General features: G+C 68.0%; 14 protein-coding genes. 11 read left to right on the plus strand and 3 right to left on the minus strand.

The genetic code is table 11. The annotated features are described in order from the left end of the window. Window positions 1-21 precede the first annotated feature (21 nt). The 4 genes from ASD78_RS07075 to ASD78_RS07090 all read left to right on the plus strand — a co-directional run bounded on the left by ASD78_RS07075 (window position 22) and on the right by ASD78_RS07090 (window position 5,407). A complete protein-coding gene (locus ASD78_RS07075; RefSeq protein WP_055903963.1) occupies window positions 22-957 on the plus strand; it encodes an ABC transporter ATP-binding protein in 936 nt (311 codons plus the stop codon). After that, the gene (locus ASD78_RS07080; protein WP_056099540.1) at window positions 954-2,069 is read left to right on the plus strand and encodes an ABC transporter permease; all 1,116 of its coding nucleotides are present in this window, start codon (window positions 954-956) and stop codon (window positions 2,067-2,069) included. The genes ASD78_RS07075 and ASD78_RS07080 overlap by 4 nt, the downstream gene beginning before the upstream one ends. A 134-nt stretch (window positions 2,070-2,203) precedes the next feature. Beyond that, entirely contained in the window at window positions 2,204-3,994 is a 1,791-nt protein-coding gene (locus tag ASD78_RS07085) for a DUF1800 family protein (protein ID WP_162250139.1), read from the plus strand. An 18-nt stretch (window positions 3,995-4,012) separates the two neighbouring features. After that, entirely contained in the window at window positions 4,013-5,407 is a 1,395-nt protein-coding gene (locus ASD78_RS07090) for a DUF1501 domain-containing protein (RefSeq protein WP_056099545.1), read from the plus strand. A gap of 15 nt (window positions 5,408-5,422) precedes the next feature. On the opposite strand, the gene ASD78_RS07095 is transcribed toward ASD78_RS07090, so the two are convergent. Both ASD78_RS07095 and miaB read right to left on the minus strand, forming a co-directional pair. Then, on the minus strand, window positions 5,423-5,920 hold the full coding sequence (locus tag ASD78_RS07095; RefSeq protein ID WP_055902834.1) for a GNAT family N-acetyltransferase: 498 nt from the start codon (window positions 5,918-5,920) through the stop codon (window positions 5,423-5,425). Window positions 5,921-5,938: 18 nt separating this feature from the next. Then, entirely contained in the window at window positions 5,939-7,384 is a 1,446-nt protein-coding gene (gene miaB / locus ASD78_RS07100; protein ID WP_055902831.1) for a tRNA (N6-isopentenyl adenosine(37)-C2)-methylthiotransferase MiaB, read from the minus strand. 139 nt (window positions 7,385-7,523) lie between these two features. On the opposite strand from miaB, the gene ASD78_RS07105 reads away from it, so the two are divergent. From ASD78_RS07105 to ASD78_RS07130, 6 genes are all read left to right on the plus strand, one after another. After that, a complete protein-coding gene (locus tag ASD78_RS07105; RefSeq protein ID WP_056099548.1) occupies window positions 7,524-8,486 on the plus strand; it encodes a lytic transglycosylase domain-containing protein in 963 nt (320 codons plus the stop codon). 235 nt (window positions 8,487-8,721) lie between these two features. Further along, a complete protein-coding gene (gene petA, locus ASD78_RS07110) occupies window positions 8,722-9,333 on the plus strand; it encodes a ubiquinol-cytochrome c reductase iron-sulfur subunit (protein ID WP_055902826.1) in 612 nt (203 codons plus the stop codon). Window positions 9,334-9,336: 3 nt separating this feature from the next. Next, window positions 9,337-10,596, plus strand: coding sequence for a cytochrome bc complex cytochrome b subunit (locus ASD78_RS07115; RefSeq protein WP_056099551.1), 1,260 nt, complete (start codon window positions 9,337-9,339; stop codon window positions 10,594-10,596). Next, window positions 10,589-11,434: a cytochrome c1 gene (locus ASD78_RS07120; RefSeq protein ID WP_200944131.1), complete on the plus strand. Its 846-nt coding sequence runs from the start codon at window positions 10,589-10,591 to the stop codon at window positions 11,432-11,434. Before ASD78_RS07115 ends, ASD78_RS07120 begins: the two co-directional genes overlap by 8 nt. Before the next feature lie 178 nt (window positions 11,435-11,612). Continuing rightward, on the plus strand, window positions 11,613-12,248 hold the full coding sequence (locus ASD78_RS07125) for a glutathione S-transferase N-terminal domain-containing protein (RefSeq protein WP_055903960.1): 636 nt from the start codon (window positions 11,613-11,615) through the stop codon (window positions 12,246-12,248). 150 nt (window positions 12,249-12,398) lie between these two features. Then, the gene (locus tag ASD78_RS07130) at window positions 12,399-12,878 is read left to right on the plus strand and encodes a ClpXP protease specificity-enhancing factor (RefSeq protein WP_235565830.1); all 480 of its coding nucleotides are present in this window, start codon (window positions 12,399-12,401) and stop codon (window positions 12,876-12,878) included. Window positions 12,879-13,177: 299 nt separating this feature from the next. Here the strand turns inward: ASD78_RS07130 and ASD78_RS07135 are convergent, their stop codons facing one another. Beyond that, window positions 13,178-13,501, minus strand: a complete 324-nt coding sequence (locus ASD78_RS07135; protein WP_055902819.1) for a DUF3301 domain-containing protein — start codon at window positions 13,499-13,501, stop codon at window positions 13,178-13,180. 79 nt (window positions 13,502-13,580) lie between these two features. On the opposite strand from ASD78_RS07135, the gene ASD78_RS07140 reads away from it, so the two are divergent. Beyond that, complete coding sequence (locus tag ASD78_RS07140) at window positions 13,581-14,378, plus strand: FHA domain-containing protein (RefSeq protein ID WP_055902817.1); 798 nt, start codon at window positions 13,581-13,583, stop codon at window positions 14,376-14,378. The last annotated feature ends 42 nt before the right edge of the window (window positions 14,379-14,420 follow it).

Below are 14,420 nucleotides of genomic sequence, written 5' to 3' on the forward strand. Positions count from 1 at the left end.
GCCGGCGCCGACGAACCGGCCATCCGCGCCCGCGGCCTGACCAAGAAATTCGGCGCGCTGACCGCGGTCGACAAGGTCGATCTGACCGTGCCGCGCGCGCACGTCTACGGCTTCCTGGGTCCGAACGGCTCGGGCAAGTCGACCACCATCCGCATGCTGTGCGGCCTGCTCACGCCCACCGCCGGCGACATCGAGGTGCTGGGGCTGCGCATCCCGGAACAGGCCGAGGCGCTGCGCAAGCGCATCGGCTACATGACCCAGAAGTTCTCGCTGTTCGAGGACCTCACCGTGCGCGAGAACCTGGAGTTCCTGGCCGCGGTGCAGGACATCCCGCGCAGCGAAGCGCGTCGCCGCATCGACGAGCTGGTCGAGCAATACCATTTCCAGGACCGGCAGAAGCAGTTGGCCGGGACCATGAGCGGCGGCCAGAAGCAGCGCCTGGCCCTGGCCGGCGCGGTGATCCAGAAGCCCGAACTGCTGTTCCTGGACGAACCCACCAGTGCGGTCGATCCGGAATCGCGCCGCGACTTCTGGGAGAAGTTGTTCGACCTCGCCGATGCCGGCACCACTCTGCTGGTGTCTACCCACTACATGGACGAAGCCGAGCGCTGCCACCGCATCGCGATCCTCGACCGCGGCGTGCTGGTGGCCGATGGCACCCCGCAGGAACTCACCGACGAGCTGGCCGGACGCACGGTGGAAGTGCTGGCGCCGCAGCCGCGTCGCGCGCAGAAGGCGCTGGTCGCGGTGCCCGGCGTGCTCAGCGTCGCCCAGATCGGCAACAGCCTGCGCGTGCTCACCGATCGCGACGGCGACACCGCCGCGCGCCTGCGCGGCGTGCTGGCCCAGGCCGGCATCGAGGCCCAGGTCGAACCCTCGCATCCCAACCTTGAAGACGTGTTCGTTTCGGCCACCCAGGGCCGGGACGAGGACCCGCCCGCGGAGCGTGCCGCATGAACATGCGCAGACTGTTCGCGATCGTGTTGAAGGAACTGCGGCAGATGCGCCGCGACCGCGTCACCCTGGCGATGATCGTCGGGATCCCGGTGATGCAGTTGGTGCTGTTCGGCTACGCGATCAATCTCAACCTGCGCGGCCTGCAGACCGGCGTCGCCGACCAGGCCAATACCTCGGCCTCGCGCGCCTTGGTGATGGACATGGTCGCCACCGGCGTGATCGACCCGGCGGTCGCCGCGCGCACGCCGGAGGAGCTGATGCAGCGCCTGCGTCGCGGCGAGATCAGCATCGGCGTGGTGATTCCGCCCGACTTCGAGCGCCGCCGTTACGAGGGGCGCGAGTCGGTGCAGGTGCTGGTGGACGGCAGCGATACCACGGTCCAGGCCGCGGCCGCTCAGTTGGCGCAGTTGCCCTTGAACGCGACCCCGACCAGCAACGACCGTCCGCTGCGCGCCGGTCCAGGGCAGGGCGGCGGCCAGATCGCCGTGGTCGCGTTCTACAACCCCGAGCGGCGTTCGGCGGTAAACATCGTCCCCGGCCTGATCGGCATCATCCTGACCATGACCATGGTGATGTTCACCGCGGTGGCGGTGGTGCGCGAACGCGAGCGCGGCAACATGGAGCTGTTGATCGCCACGCCGCTGAGCCGCAGCGAGCTGATGGTCGGCAAGGTCCTGCCTTACGCGGGCATCGGCTTCATCCAGACCACCCTGGTGCTGCTGCTGGGCCTGTGGCTGTTCGACGTGCCGATCCGCGGCAACGTGTTCGAGGTGTACGGCGCCGCGGTCCTGCTGATCGTCGCCAATCTGAGCCTGGGCCTGCTGATCTCGACCAAGGCGCAGTCGCAGTTCCAGGCCATGCAGATGGCGTTCTTCGTGTTCCTGCCGTCGATCCTGCTGTCGGGTTTCATGTTCCCGTTCGCGGGCATGCCCAAGGTCGTGCAGTGGCTGGCGGAGGTGCTGCCGCTGACCCATTTCCTGCGCCTGATCCGCGGGGTGATGCTGCGCGGCGCGAGCCTGTGGGAGTTGTGGCCCGATGTGCTGGCGCTGCTGGTCTTCATCACGGTGATGATGAGCTTGGCGATCCTGCGCTTCCGCAAACGCCTGGACTGAAGTCGCGCCCGAACCGCCGGTCAAGACCGATCCGGCGCAGGCCGCATCGATTACTGTGCGTGTAGTCATGAATCCGAATATGCCGTCGCGTTAGCATCGCGTCCGTTCAGCCAGTCGGGGGCGGCATGAGATGGATGGCATTGCGTGCGGCATGGGCGACTCATTGGTCGCGCGTGCTGCTGTTCCTGCTGGTGTTGGGGTTGGTGTTCGTGCCGGATCGCTGGCTGCGCGTGCCGCCGCCGCCGGCATCGGGCGCCGTCGCTACCGCGGCCAAGCCGGCGCCGCCTAAGTCCGGACCGCTGCCGGCCTTGCCGGTGGTCGACGACGACGCGGCGGCCGCGCGCTTCCTGGCCCAGGCGACCTTCGGTCCGACCTGGGAGGACATGGCCCGGGTCGAGCGACTGGGCTACAGCGGCTGGATCGACGAGCAGGTCGCGCTGCCGATGTCCTCGCAGTTGCGCTTCCTCAACGCCGCCAGCGCCGTGTCCGGCGGCGAGATGCGACGCGAATGGCGCATGGACGCGTGGTTCCTGCACGCCATCGGCGGCCGCGACCCGTTCGATCCGCAACTCATGCACCGCGACCAGCTGCGCCAGCGCGTGGCGTTCGCGCTCAGCGAAATCTTCGTGCTGTCCGACGCCAACTCGGACCTGCTCGGCAACGCCCCGCACGGGGTCACCGACTACTACGACACCTTGGCGCGCGGCGCCTTCGGCAACTTCCGCAAATTGCTCGAGGACGTGACCCTGCACCCGGCGATGGGCATCTATCTGTCGATGATGCAGAACCAGAAGCCGGACCCGGCGCGCAACATCCGCCCCGACGAGAACTACGCGCGCGAAGTGCTGCAGTTGTTCAGCGTCGGCCTGGTGCGGCTGAATCCCGACGGCAGCCCGATCCTGGAGAACGGCGCCAAGGTGCCGACCTACGGCCAGGAAACGGTGAAGGGGTTCGCGCACGTATTCACCGGCTGGACCTTCAACGGCTGCGGCCAGTTCGATTGCTACTTCTACGACTCCGACGCGCCGGCCTGGGTACGGCCGATGCAGAACCACGCGGCCTACCATGCGTCGGCGCAGGCCAAGCAATTGCTGGTGTATCCGGGCGTGGCGCTGCCCGGCGGCGTGCTGCCGGCCGGCGGCGACGGTCCGTCGGATCTGCGCGCCGCGCTGGACAACATCTTCTACCACCCCAACGTCGGGCCCTACATCGGCCGGCAGCTGATCCAGCGACTGGTGACGAGCAACCCCAGCCCGTCCTACGTCGCGCGCGTGGCGGCGCGCTTCAACGACAACGGCCATGGCGTGCGCGGCGACATGAAGGCGGTGGTCACCGCCGTGCTGCTGGACCCGGAAGCGCGCGAAGCAGCCTACCGTCCGGCCAATTTCGGCAAGGTGCGCGAGCCCTTGCTGCGCCTGACCCATGTCTGGCGCGCGATGAAGGCGCGTTCGCAGTCGGGCTTCATGGACGAGTTCTGGACCATCGGCTACGGCATGGGTCAGGCCCCGCTGTCGTCGCCGTCGGTGTTCAATTTCTTCAGCCCGAGCTATTCGCCGATCGGCGAGCCCGCGCAGCTGGGCCTGGCCGCGCCGGAGCTGCAGCTGGCGACGGACTTCATGCTGCCGGGCACCGAGGGCTATCTGGGCGCCAAGATCTACGAGGTCTACGTCGGCGCGCCGGACCTGGACGAGCACGAGGTCGCGATCGATCTGACCGACGAGTTGCCCTATGCGGTGCGTCCGGCCGACCTGATCCAGCGCTACAACACCTTGTTCCTGTCGGGTCAGATGTCGGCGCGGATGCGCAACGTGCTGCTGCAGCGCTTGAACGGCATGCCCGCCGACAGCGAGGAAGAGCGTCGCGCGCGGGTCCAGGAAGCGCTGTACATCATCGTCAACTCGCCCGAATACGTGGTGCAGAAATGAATACACGAGGAGACGGTCATGAGGCGTCGTGAGTTCCTGAGCCGCGCCATTCTCGCCGGCCTGGGCGGCGCCGGCCTGTATTCGGCGCGCGGCAACCTGCGGATGCTGGAGTCGGCGACGCGCGCCTACGGCCCCAATGCGTTCTCCGACTACAAGGCGCTGGTGTGCGTATTCCTGTTCGGCGGCAACGACGGCCTGAACATGGTGATACCGCGCAGCAATCTGCACTACCAGCGCTACGCGGCCGCGCGCGCGACCCTGGCGGTGCCGCAGGCGCGGCTGCTGGCGCTCACTCCGCAGGCCGGCGGCGGCGCGTCCGACGGCGCCGACTACGGCCTGCAGGTTTCGACCGGCGGCGACGACAGCATCGGCATGAGCGGCCTGCAAGGCCTGTTCAACACAGGCAAGGCCGCGATCCTGGGCAACGTCGGCACCCTGATACGGCCGGTGACGAAGGCGCAGTACCAGAGCGGCGGGGCCGAGGTGCCGCCGCAGCTGTTCTCGCATAACGACCAGCAGTCGTACTGGCAGGTCTCGCGCGCCAACGACGGCAGCGGCCTGGGCTGGGGCGGCCGCATCGCCGATCTGCTGCACGATGCCAACCCCGGCGCTTTCATTCCGATGAACGTCGCCTTGAACTTCGAGAGCATCCTGCATCGCGGCCAGAGCGGCAGCCAGTACGTGATCGGCAGCGACGGCCCGCGCAGGTTCAGTTATTTCGAATGGGACGGCGACACCCGTGAGGCGATGCTGGCGCTGATGCAGCAGGGCACCCAGACGCACGTGTTCGAACGCAGCTACGCGGACGCGGTCCGGCGTGCGCGCGAGAATGCGGAGGCCGTGTCCACCGCGCTGGAGGCATCGGCGCCGCTGACCACGGCGTTCCCCGACAACGATTTGGGGCGGCAGCTGAAGATGGTCGCGCGCCTGATCAAGGTGCGCGGGGTGCTGGGGCTGAAGCGGCAGGTGTACTTCGTGTCGATGGGCGGCTTCGACCACCACGACCGCTTGTTGGACGAGCAGCCGGCGCTGTTGTCGGGGCTGTCGCAGGCGATGACCGCGTTCCATCAGTCCACGGTGGAACTGGGAGTGGCCAACAACGTCACCGCGTTCACCGCCTCGGACTTCGGGCGCACCCTGTCGTCCAACGGCGACGGCTCCGACCACGGCTGGGGCAGCCACCATTTCGCGGTCGGCGGCGCGGTCCGCGGCGGGCGCTTCGTCGGCACCATGCCGACGCTGCAGAACGACGGCCCCGACGATGCCGGCTGGGGCCAGATCATCCCGACCACCTCGGTCGATCAGTACGCAGCGACCCTGGCGCGCTGGTTCGGGGTGGGCGAGACCGAGCTGGACCTGATCTTCCCGAACCTGCGCAACTTCCCCACGCGCGACCTGGGCTTCATGGCCTAGCCTGCGGCCCGCGCCTCACAGCATCCGGTGCATCACGTACACGTCGACCAGGCCCAGGCTGACGTGGCGGAACGCGCCGGGGATCTGGCCTACGATCTGGAAACCGTGCTTGAGCCACAGATGCACCGCGGCCGCATTGGTGCTGACCACGTAGTTGAACTGCATCGCTACGAAACCGGCTTGCTGCGCCTGCACCAGCGAATGCCTGCATAACGCCGCGCCGACGCCCTGGCCCCAGCAACGCTCGGCGACCATGTAGCTGGCGTTGGCGACGTGGTCGCCGCGGCCGGCGTAGTTGGGGCCGAGCTTGTAGCCGCCCAGGGTTTCGCCGTCGTCGCCCTCGGCGATGAAGCAGCGGTAGGGCGGGGCCGTCCACATCTCCCGAGCGTGTTCCAGCGACAGCTCGGCCGGGTAGTTGTAGCTTTCGCCGCGCGCCAGCACTTCGTGGAAGATCGGCCAGATCCGTTCGAACTCGTCCGGGCCGATCTCGCGGATGTTGAAGTCGCGGTCCATGCGTAGCGGCTCTCCAGGTCAGGCGGCGTCGAGGGTCTGGTCGGTCAGTACGCGGCCGCGCAGGGAGTTGGACAGAGCCTCGGTGATGACCACGTCGACGAACTGGCCGATCAGGCGCTTCGGCGCGGGGAAGTTCACCGAGCGCATGTTCTCGGTTTTGCCGGTGAGCTCGTTCGGATCCTTGCGCGAGGGGCCTTCGACCAGCACGGTCTGGACGCTGCCGACCATGGATTCGGAGATCCGCATCGCGTTGGCGTTGATGGTCGCCTGCAGGCGCGACAGGCGCGCGTGCTTCTCGGCGTCGCTGACTGCGTCCTCGAGGTCGGCGGCGGGCGTGCCGGGGCGGCGCGAGTAGATGAAGGAGAACGACTGGTCGAAGCCGACGTCCTCGATCAGCTTCATGGTCTTCTCGAAATCGGCCTCGGTTTCGCCGGGGAAGCCGACGATGAAGTCCGACGAGATCGAGATGTCCGGGCGCACGGCGCGCAGCTTGCGGATCTTCTGCTTGAACTCCAGCGCGGTGTAGCCGCGCTTCATCGCCGCTAGTACCCGATCGCTGCCCGCCTGGACCGGCAGGTGCAGGTAGTTGGCCAGCTGCGGCACGTCGCGGTAGGCCTCGACCAGCGAGTCGCTGAACTCCAGCGGGTGCGAGGTGGTGAAGCGGATGCGGTCGATGCCGTCGATCTCGGCGATGGTGCGGATCAGCAGGCCCAGGTCCGCGACGAGCGGCTCTCCGTCCGGGCCTTCTTCGCCGTACGGGCCGCGGTAGGCATTGACGTTCTGGCCCAGCAGATTGACCTCGCGCACGCCCTGGGCGGCGAGTTGGGCGACCTCGACCAGCACGTCCTCGAACGGGCGGCTGACTTCCTCGCCGCGGGTGTAGGGCACCACGCAGAACGAGCAGTACTTGCTGCAGCCTTCCATGATCGAGACGAAGGCGCTGGGGCCTTCGGCGCGCGGCTCGGGCATGCGGTCGAACTTTTCGATCTCGGGGAAGCTGATGTCGACCTGCGGCTTGCCGGTGGCGCGCTTGGCGGCGATCAGCTCGGGCAGGCGGTGCAGGGTCTGCGGGCCGAACACCAGGTCGACGTAAGGCGCGCGCTTGACGATGGCCTCGCCTTCCTGCGAGGCGACGCAGCCGCCGACGCCGATGATGACCGGGCGGTCGCCCTGCTTGTGCTGCTTCCAGCGCCCGAGCTGGCTGAACACCTTTTCCTGGGCCTTCTCGCGGATCGAGCAGGTGTTGATCAGGATGACGTCGGCCTCGGCCGCGTCGGTGGTGAGCTCCAGGCCTTCGCTGGCGGCGAGCACGTCGGCCATCTTGGCCGAGTCGTACTCGTTCATCTGGCAGCCGTGGGTCTCGATGAACAGTTTTTTCGTCGGAGCGCAGGCTGCGACGGGGTTGCCCGGGAGGGCGGGCGCCGCGCCGGCTTCGGGCGCGGCGGGCAGGGCGGTGTCGGTCATCGCGTAGTCCGGGGAGGGCGGCGGTTAATCCGCGCCGGAAAGGGGCGCCAGTTTAGCGCCCGTAGGCCGGTCGCGGGCGGCCGTCACGTTTTCGAATCAAAGACTTGGCAACTTAAGCGCGAAAGGGGACACTCGCCGGATGAGGGGGGGCTCACTGCTGCTGGGGACTATCTGCCTGTTGGCCATGGCGCCCGCCGTGGCCGGCACCGTCTACCGTTGCGACGGCGCGGGCGGCGAACGCAGCTATGTGAGCAAGCGCGTGCCCGGGGCCAAGTGCACCGTGGTCAGCCAGTACCGTCCCAGCCGGGCCTCGGCCTACGTGCCCGCGCGAGCGCCCAGTGGCGCCGGCAGCGCGACGCCGGCCAACCTGGTCGCCGGTTCGCCGGCCTCGATCCATTCCAATCCTCCGGCCACCTTTATGGGCACGCCGGGCGCTGCAGCTCCGGCCGCGACCGCTCCAGCCATGGCGGCTCCGGCTGCGGCCGTGCAGATGCCGGCCGCGCCCCCGGCGCCGGCCTCGCGCCTGGTCCAGGGCCAGGTCTATTCCTATATAAAAGACGGCGTCCGCCATTACACCAGCAAGCGGCCCAAGGGGCTGGCCAATGCCTCGGCGGTGCGGACGATCAAATACAGCTTCATGGAGACCTGCTACGCCTGCTCGGCGCAGCCTGGGGTCAATTTCGGCTCGATCCGCTTGAACGTGGACGCCTTCCGCGACGAGATCGCGGCCGCGGCGCGCCAGCACGGGGTCGAAGAGGCGATCGTGCGCGCGATCATCCATGCCGAATCGGCCTACAACCCCAATGCCCTGTCGCGGGTCGGGGCCCAGGGTCTGATGCAGCTGATGCCGGCCACGGCGCGCCGGTTCGGGGTGTCCAATGCCTTCGACGCCGGCCAGAACATCCAGGGCGGGGTGCAGTACCTGGCCTGGCTGCTCAAGCGTTTCAATGGCGATCTGACCCTGGCCGCGGCGGGTTACAACGCCGGCGAGGGCGCGGTCGACAAGTACAAGGGCGTGCCGCCCTACAGCGAAACCCAGCGCTACGTGCAGCGCGTGGCACTGCTGGCGCAGCGTTACCGCGCCACCCCCGTGGTCCGCTGATCCCCGCCCCATGGACGTTTCCGCGACGATCGCGGCGCGATCGGCGCCCTGCGCGCGTGCCGCGCATGGGTCCGGCGGCGTCGGGCGCGCACCCGCGGGAGGGTTTCGCCGCAGCGGCGGATTGTCGGGCCGTTAACCGTTCCGTTACACTTCCCCGTCTTTTGAGCCGCGAGCAGTCGCCAGTGGCGGCGTGCTGTGCGGCGTAACTTCGAATTGCAGCTTTGCGGAGTGCCGGATGGCCAACCAAGGGGTCAACGATCCTATCAATACGGGCCGCCGTCGGTTCCTGACGGCGACCACGGCAGTGGTCGGCGCGGTCGGGGCCGGTTTTGCGGCGGTGCCCTTCATCAAGTCCTGGAACCCCAGTGCGCGCGCTCAGCTCGCCGGCGCTCCGGTGACAGCCGACATCAGCGCCCTGGAAGAAGGCCAGCGTCTGGTCTTCGAATGGCGCGGCCAGCCGATCTGGATCGTCAAGCGCTCCAAGGCGGTCCTGGAAGCGCTGCCGACTCTGGACAGCCATCTGCGCGATCCGAAGTCGGAAAACCTCGATCAGCAGCCGTCCTACGTCAAGGGCGAGTTCCGCTCGATCAAGAAGGACATCTCGGTCCTGGTCGGCCTGTGCACCCACCTGGGCTGCTCGCCGGAAATGAAGGCTGAGATCCGTCCGGAACCGTTCGATCCGGAGTGGAAGGGCGGTTACTTCTGCCCCTGCCACAAGTCGCGCTTCGACATGGCCGGCCGCGTGTTCCAGGGCGTTCCGGCGCCGATCAACCTGCTGGTGCCGCCGCACCACTACGAAAACGACACCACGATCATCATCGGCGTGGATCCGAAGGGAGCGGCGTAAGTCATGTCCAACATCATTACCCGCACCGCCAACGGCGCCTGGGATTGGGTCAACGCGCGCGCGCCCGGCATGATGCCGGTCTACCGCAAGCACATGACCGAGTACTACGCGCCCAAGAACTTCAACGTCTGGTACTACTTCGGTTCGCTGGCGCTGCTGGTGCTGGTCAACCAGATCCTGACCGGCATCTTCCTGACGATGCACTTCAAGCCGTCCGCGGCCGAAGCGTTCTCGTCGGTCGAATACATCATGCGCGACGTGGAGTGGGGCTGGCTGATCCGCTACATGCACAGCACCGGCGCCTCGCTGTTCTTCATCGTCGTCTACCTGCACATGTTCCGCGGCCTGCTGTACGGCTCGTACCAGAAGCCGCGCGAGCTGGTGTGGATCCTGGGCATGCTGATCTACCTGGTGCTGATGGCCGAAGCCTTCATGGGCTACGTGCTGCCGTGGGGCCAGATGTCGTTCTGGGGCGCCAAGGTGATCATCTCGCTGTTCGGCGCGATCCCGGTGATCGGCAACGGCCTGACCGAGTGGATCATGGGCGACTACCTGCCCGGCGACGCCACCCTCAACCGCTTCTTCGCCCTGCACGTGATCGCGCTGCCGCTGGTGCTGCTGCTGCTGGTCGTGCTGCACCTGGGCGCGCTGCACGAAGTCGGTTCCAACAACCCCGACGGCGTCGACATCAAGAAGGGCCCGAAGGGCAACCGCTGGGATGCGAACAAGCCCAAGGACGGCATCCCGTTCCACCCGTACTACACGGTCAAGGACCTGGTGGGCGTCGGCTTCTTCCTGATCATCGCCGCGTTCATCATCTTCTTCGCGCCGGCGTTCGGCGGCTGGTTCCTGGAGCACGACAACTTCACCGAGGCCAACCGCCTGGTGACGCCGGAGCACATCAAGCCGGTGTGGTACTACACGCCGTACTACGCGATGCTGCGCGTGATCCCGCACAAGCTGTCGGGCGTGCTGGTGATGTTCGGCGCGATCGCGATCCTGTTCCTGGTGCCGTGGCTGGACCGCGCCAAGGTCAAGTCCTACCGCTACCGCGGCATCCTGTCCAAGGTGCTGCTGGGCGTGTTCGCGCTGAGCTTCGTGTGGCTGGGCAAGATCGGCGCCGGTCCGGGTACCGATCCGGTCGAGACCATCGTCGGCCGCGTGCTGACCTTCCTGTACTTCGCTTTCTTCATCACCATGCCGCTGTGGACCAAGCTCGATAAGACCAAGCCGGTGCCGGAACGGGTGACGATGCATGACTAAGACCAGCCAGCCTCTGATGAAGAACCGCATCGTGAAGAAGCTCGCCACCTTCGCCGCCGGCATGCTCGTGTCGGCCACCGCCTTCGCGTCCGGCGGCGGCAACCTGATGCAGTCGGGCACCGACCTGGGCGACCGCGCGTCGCTGCAGCGCGGCGCCCAGCTGTACATGAACTATTGCTCCGGCTGCCATTCGCTGAAGTACCTGCGCTATTCGCGCATCGCCCAGGACCTGGGCCTGAGCGAAGACGAGGTCATGGCCAACCTCAACTTCACCGGCGCCAAGTTCGGCGAGCAAATCCAGGTCAGCCTGACGCCGGAACACGCCAACCAGTGGTTCGGCAAGATGCCGCCGGACCTGAGCGTGATCGCGCGCGTGCGCGGCAGCGACTGGATCTACACCTACCTGAAGTCCTTCTACCTGGACGAGGCGCGTCCGCTGGGCTGGAACAACGCCCTGTTCCCGAATGCCTCGATGCCCAATCCGCTGTGGCAGATGCAGGGCACGCAGACACCGAAGTTCACCGACAAGGTGCCGGCGCACGGCATGTTCGGCGAGAAGAAGGACGACAAGGGCAAGCCGATCCTGGAATGCCCGCACGGCAGCAGCGAAGTCGACGGCAAGTGCTTCACGCACTTCGAAGCCGGCGCCGCGGGCTCGGTCGCGCCGGAGCAGTTCAATCAATCGGTGCGCGATATCACCGCATTTCTCGAGTACGCCGGCGAACCGGCCGCGCTCAAGCGCCAGAGTCTCGGCGTTTGGGTGGTCCTGTTCCTGGCGGTGTTCACCTTCCTGGCCTACCTGCTCAAGAGCGAGTACTGGCGAGACGTCGAACACTGAGTATTTCCCCGCAAGGCCCGCGCAGCGATGCGCGGGCCTTCCTCGTAAGGCCGGCCAGGACGCCGGAGCCTTTCGCGGAAGGGGGGAAAGCGCATACGCTCGGGGACCGTGACGACCGCCCACACGGGGTGGGGGGCGTCTTGCGACCGGCGGATTCCGGTTGCTGGAGAGGTCGATGATGGCGGCGAGTCCACGTATGCGTAATGCCCTGACCCTGTTTTCCTCCACCGACTGCGTGCTGTGTCATCGCGTGCGCCTGGTGTTGGCCGCCAAGGGCGTCACCTACGACCTGATTCCGGTGGATCCGCAGAACCCGCCCGAAGACCTGGTCGATCTCAACCCGTACCACTCGGTGCCGACCCTGGTCGAGCGCGATCTGGTGCTGTACGCGGCCAGTGTGGTCAGCGAATACCTGGACGAGCGCTACCCGCATCCGCCGCTGATGCCGGTCGATCCGCTGTCGCGCGCGCGCCTGCGCCTGGCGACGCTGCGCCTGGAACACGACTGGGTGCCGCAGGTGCAGGCGATCCAGCTGGGCAACAAGGCCCAGGCCGAAGCCGCACGCAAGCGCCTGAAGGAACTGCTGACCGCCTCGGTGCCGCTGTTCAAGGCCAGCAAGTTCTTCCTCAACCCGGAAATGAGCCTGGCCGACTGCGCCATGGCCCCGATCATCTGGCGCCTGGACTCGCTGGGCGTGGCGCTGCCGAAGGACGGCAAGGCGATCGAGGACTACGGCAACCGCATTTTCCGCAATCCCGGCTTCACCCGCAGCCTGACCGACCAGGAACGCAAGCTGCGCGACATGCCGGCCTGACACGCTGGCTACAGCGGGGCGCCGGCCCTGTATCCGCCGGCCCCGTCCGCCTTGCGCGATCCGGCGACCGCCGGATCGCGGACGACAGGCACGTCGGGATCGCCGGCCAGGCGCTAAACTGGCGGCATGAGTGACGAGAACGCCCCCAGCATGACCAGCCACCGCCCGTACCTGCTGCGGGCGCTGTACGAGTGGATCGCCGACAACGGCATGACCCCGCACCTGCTGGTCGACGCCACCCGGCCCATGGTCCAGGTCCCGACCCATGCGGTGAAGGACGGCAAGATCGTGCTGAACGTGGCCGAGCGCGCGGTCTCGCGCCTGGAAATGGGCAACGACACGATCCGCTTCAGCGCCCGCTTCGGCGGCGTCAGCCATCCGGTCTCGGTGCCGGTGGGCGCGGTGCTGGCGATCTACGCCCGCGAGACCGGGCAGGGCATGGCCCTGCCGGACGAAGGGACCACCCACGAAGGCGGCCACGACGACCCGTCCGAGGATTTCGACGAGCCGATGGCGCCGGGTCACGCGCCCTTGAGCGCGGTCCCCAGCGACCCCCTGTCCGACGGCGACGACGACGGCCCCCACACCCCCACGCCGCGCCGCGGCGGGCATTTGCGGGTGGTGAAGTAAGCCGGAGCAGATCCGGGCACGGATGCGCCGCCCGCCCTAGGGTAGGAGCGGCGTAAGCCGCGACCGCGCCAGCCCGATCGGCAGCGCCACTCCCGTTTCCGTTGCAGCGCTGCCGTCCGTCCCGGCGGCGGATGCCGGTCCCAGCGCAGCCCACGGTGCCTTCTGTGGGAGCGGCGTAAGCCGCGATTTCGCCACCGCGAACGGCGTCGCAACCGGATTTCGCGATCGCGGCTTACGCCGCTCCCACAGAAATCGTCGTCCCGCTGCCGTGCCGCTACGGCCCGCTTCGGCGGGGCCCCTCAATGCAACTGCGTCGGCTCCCGCGTCACCGGCCCGCTGAACGCGATCAGGCGCTCGCCGCGCAGGATCATGCGGCCGATGTGGCGGTCCTGGCCGTCCAGCGAGTAGTCGAAGCGGAAGGTCCGCTCCAGCCCGAGCCAGCCGTTGTCGTGACGGCACAGGCGCATGCCGGTGGCGTGCACGCTCTGGTCCAGCCACTGCACCCCGGCGTTGCGGCAGGCGTCGCGGCCCAGGGCCTCGGCGCGCTCGGCGGCGGCGCGCCCGGCGCTCCAGAACGAGAACGCCGCGGCGCCCAGGATCATTAACAGAATCAAAGTAGGCATGTTTTCAATGTGGTCTCGGTATGCGCCACTCGCAAGGCTTATGCCCTACGCTTGCGCAACAGGGGGAAACATACAACTTATGAAACTGGTCTTTCCGGATGGCGAGCATCCGCAGGTATTGCTGGGCCACGGCGTCAACCGGGTCGGCTCCGACCCCGAATCCACCATCGTCCTCGACCGGCCGGGGGTCATGCCCCAGCACTGCCAACTGCACGTAAGCGCGCAGGGCGTGATGCTGGACGTGCCGCCCGGCGCGCAGGTGCGCGTCAACGGCCGCCAGGTCGCGGCCGGGCTGATCGCGCTGCGCCCGGGGGACGACGTCGCTTTCGACGAGGTGCGTGCGCGTCTGGCGGCGATCGGTCCGTCGGCCGTGCGCCACCAGGGCGGCGTCGCCGGCGTGCTGCCGCCGTCGGCCAACGACGACCCCGGCGTGACCGCGGTACGCCCGGTGCTGCCGCGCTACGTGCTGCGCGGCGTGTCCGGCGACCTGTTCGGCCGCAGCTTCCCGCTGCTGGCCGCGACCGTGGTCGGGCGCGCGCCCGAGTGCGGCCTGCAACTGGACCAGAGCGGCCTGTCGCGTCAGCACGCACGCCTGATTCCGACCCACGACGGCCTGCAGATCGAGGACCTGGGTTCGACCAACGGCACCACGGTCAACGGCCGGCGCGTGCTGCGCGCGATCGCCCAGGTCGGCGACGAGATCGGTTTCGACCAGCTGCGCTTCCGCCTGACCGGTTCGCTGCAGGAGGCGCCCGCGGCCGAGGGCGCACCGGCGCCGGCCGCCGCGCCGGTCAAGCTGGGGCGACCGTCCTGGCATTGGGCCGCGCTCGCCGGTGCGGTGCTGCTGGCGCTGGTGGGGTTCGTGCTGCTGCGTTGAGCGAGGGGCGGTTCGGGGCTATGCGGTTCGCGGTGCCCGCCG

The sequence above is a fragment of the Lysobacter sp. Root667 genome, assembly GCF_001427715.1.
In the GTDB taxonomy this organism is placed as follows: Bacteria; Pseudomonadota; Gammaproteobacteria; order Xanthomonadales; family Xanthomonadaceae; genus Lysobacter.

What these genes read in the sequence shown, in the direction of transcription:
- ASD78_RS07080 (WP_056099540.1), top strand. Translation starts at nt 954, where the DNA reads ATGAACATGCGCAGACTGTTCGCGATCGTGTTGAAGGAACTGCGGCAG.
- ASD78_RS07085 (WP_162250139.1), top strand. Translation starts at nt 2,204, where the DNA reads ATGGCATTGCGTGCGGCATGGGCGACTCATTGGTCGCGCGTGCTGCTG.
- ASD78_RS07090 (WP_056099545.1), top strand. Translation starts at nt 4,013, where the DNA reads ATGAGGCGTCGTGAGTTCCTGAGCCGCGCCATTCTCGCCGGCCTGGGC.
- ASD78_RS07095 (WP_055902834.1), bottom strand. Translation starts at nt 5,920, where the DNA reads ATGGACCGCGACTTCAACATCCGCGAGATCGGCCCGGACGAGTTCGAA.
- miaB (WP_055902831.1), bottom strand. Translation starts at nt 7,384, where the DNA reads ATGACCGACACCGCCCTGCCCGCCGCGCCCGAAGCCGGCGCGGCGCCC.
- ASD78_RS07105 (WP_056099548.1), top strand. Translation starts at nt 7,524, where the DNA reads ATGAGGGGGGGCTCACTGCTGCTGGGGACTATCTGCCTGTTGGCCATG.
- petA (WP_055902826.1), top strand. Translation starts at nt 8,722, where the DNA reads ATGGCCAACCAAGGGGTCAACGATCCTATCAATACGGGCCGCCGTCGG.
- ASD78_RS07115 (WP_056099551.1), top strand. Translation starts at nt 9,337, where the DNA reads ATGTCCAACATCATTACCCGCACCGCCAACGGCGCCTGGGATTGGGTC.
- ASD78_RS07120 (WP_200944131.1), top strand. Translation starts at nt 10,589, where the DNA reads ATGACTAAGACCAGCCAGCCTCTGATGAAGAACCGCATCGTGAAGAAG.
- ASD78_RS07125 (WP_055903960.1), top strand. Translation starts at nt 11,613, where the DNA reads ATGGCGGCGAGTCCACGTATGCGTAATGCCCTGACCCTGTTTTCCTCC.
- ASD78_RS07130 (WP_235565830.1), top strand. Translation starts at nt 12,399, where the DNA reads ATGACCAGCCACCGCCCGTACCTGCTGCGGGCGCTGTACGAGTGGATC.
- ASD78_RS07135 (WP_055902819.1), bottom strand. Translation starts at nt 13,501, where the DNA reads ATGCCTACTTTGATTCTGTTAATGATCCTGGGCGCCGCGGCGTTCTCG.
- ASD78_RS07140 (WP_055902817.1), top strand. Translation starts at nt 13,581, where the DNA reads ATGAAACTGGTCTTTCCGGATGGCGAGCATCCGCAGGTATTGCTGGGC.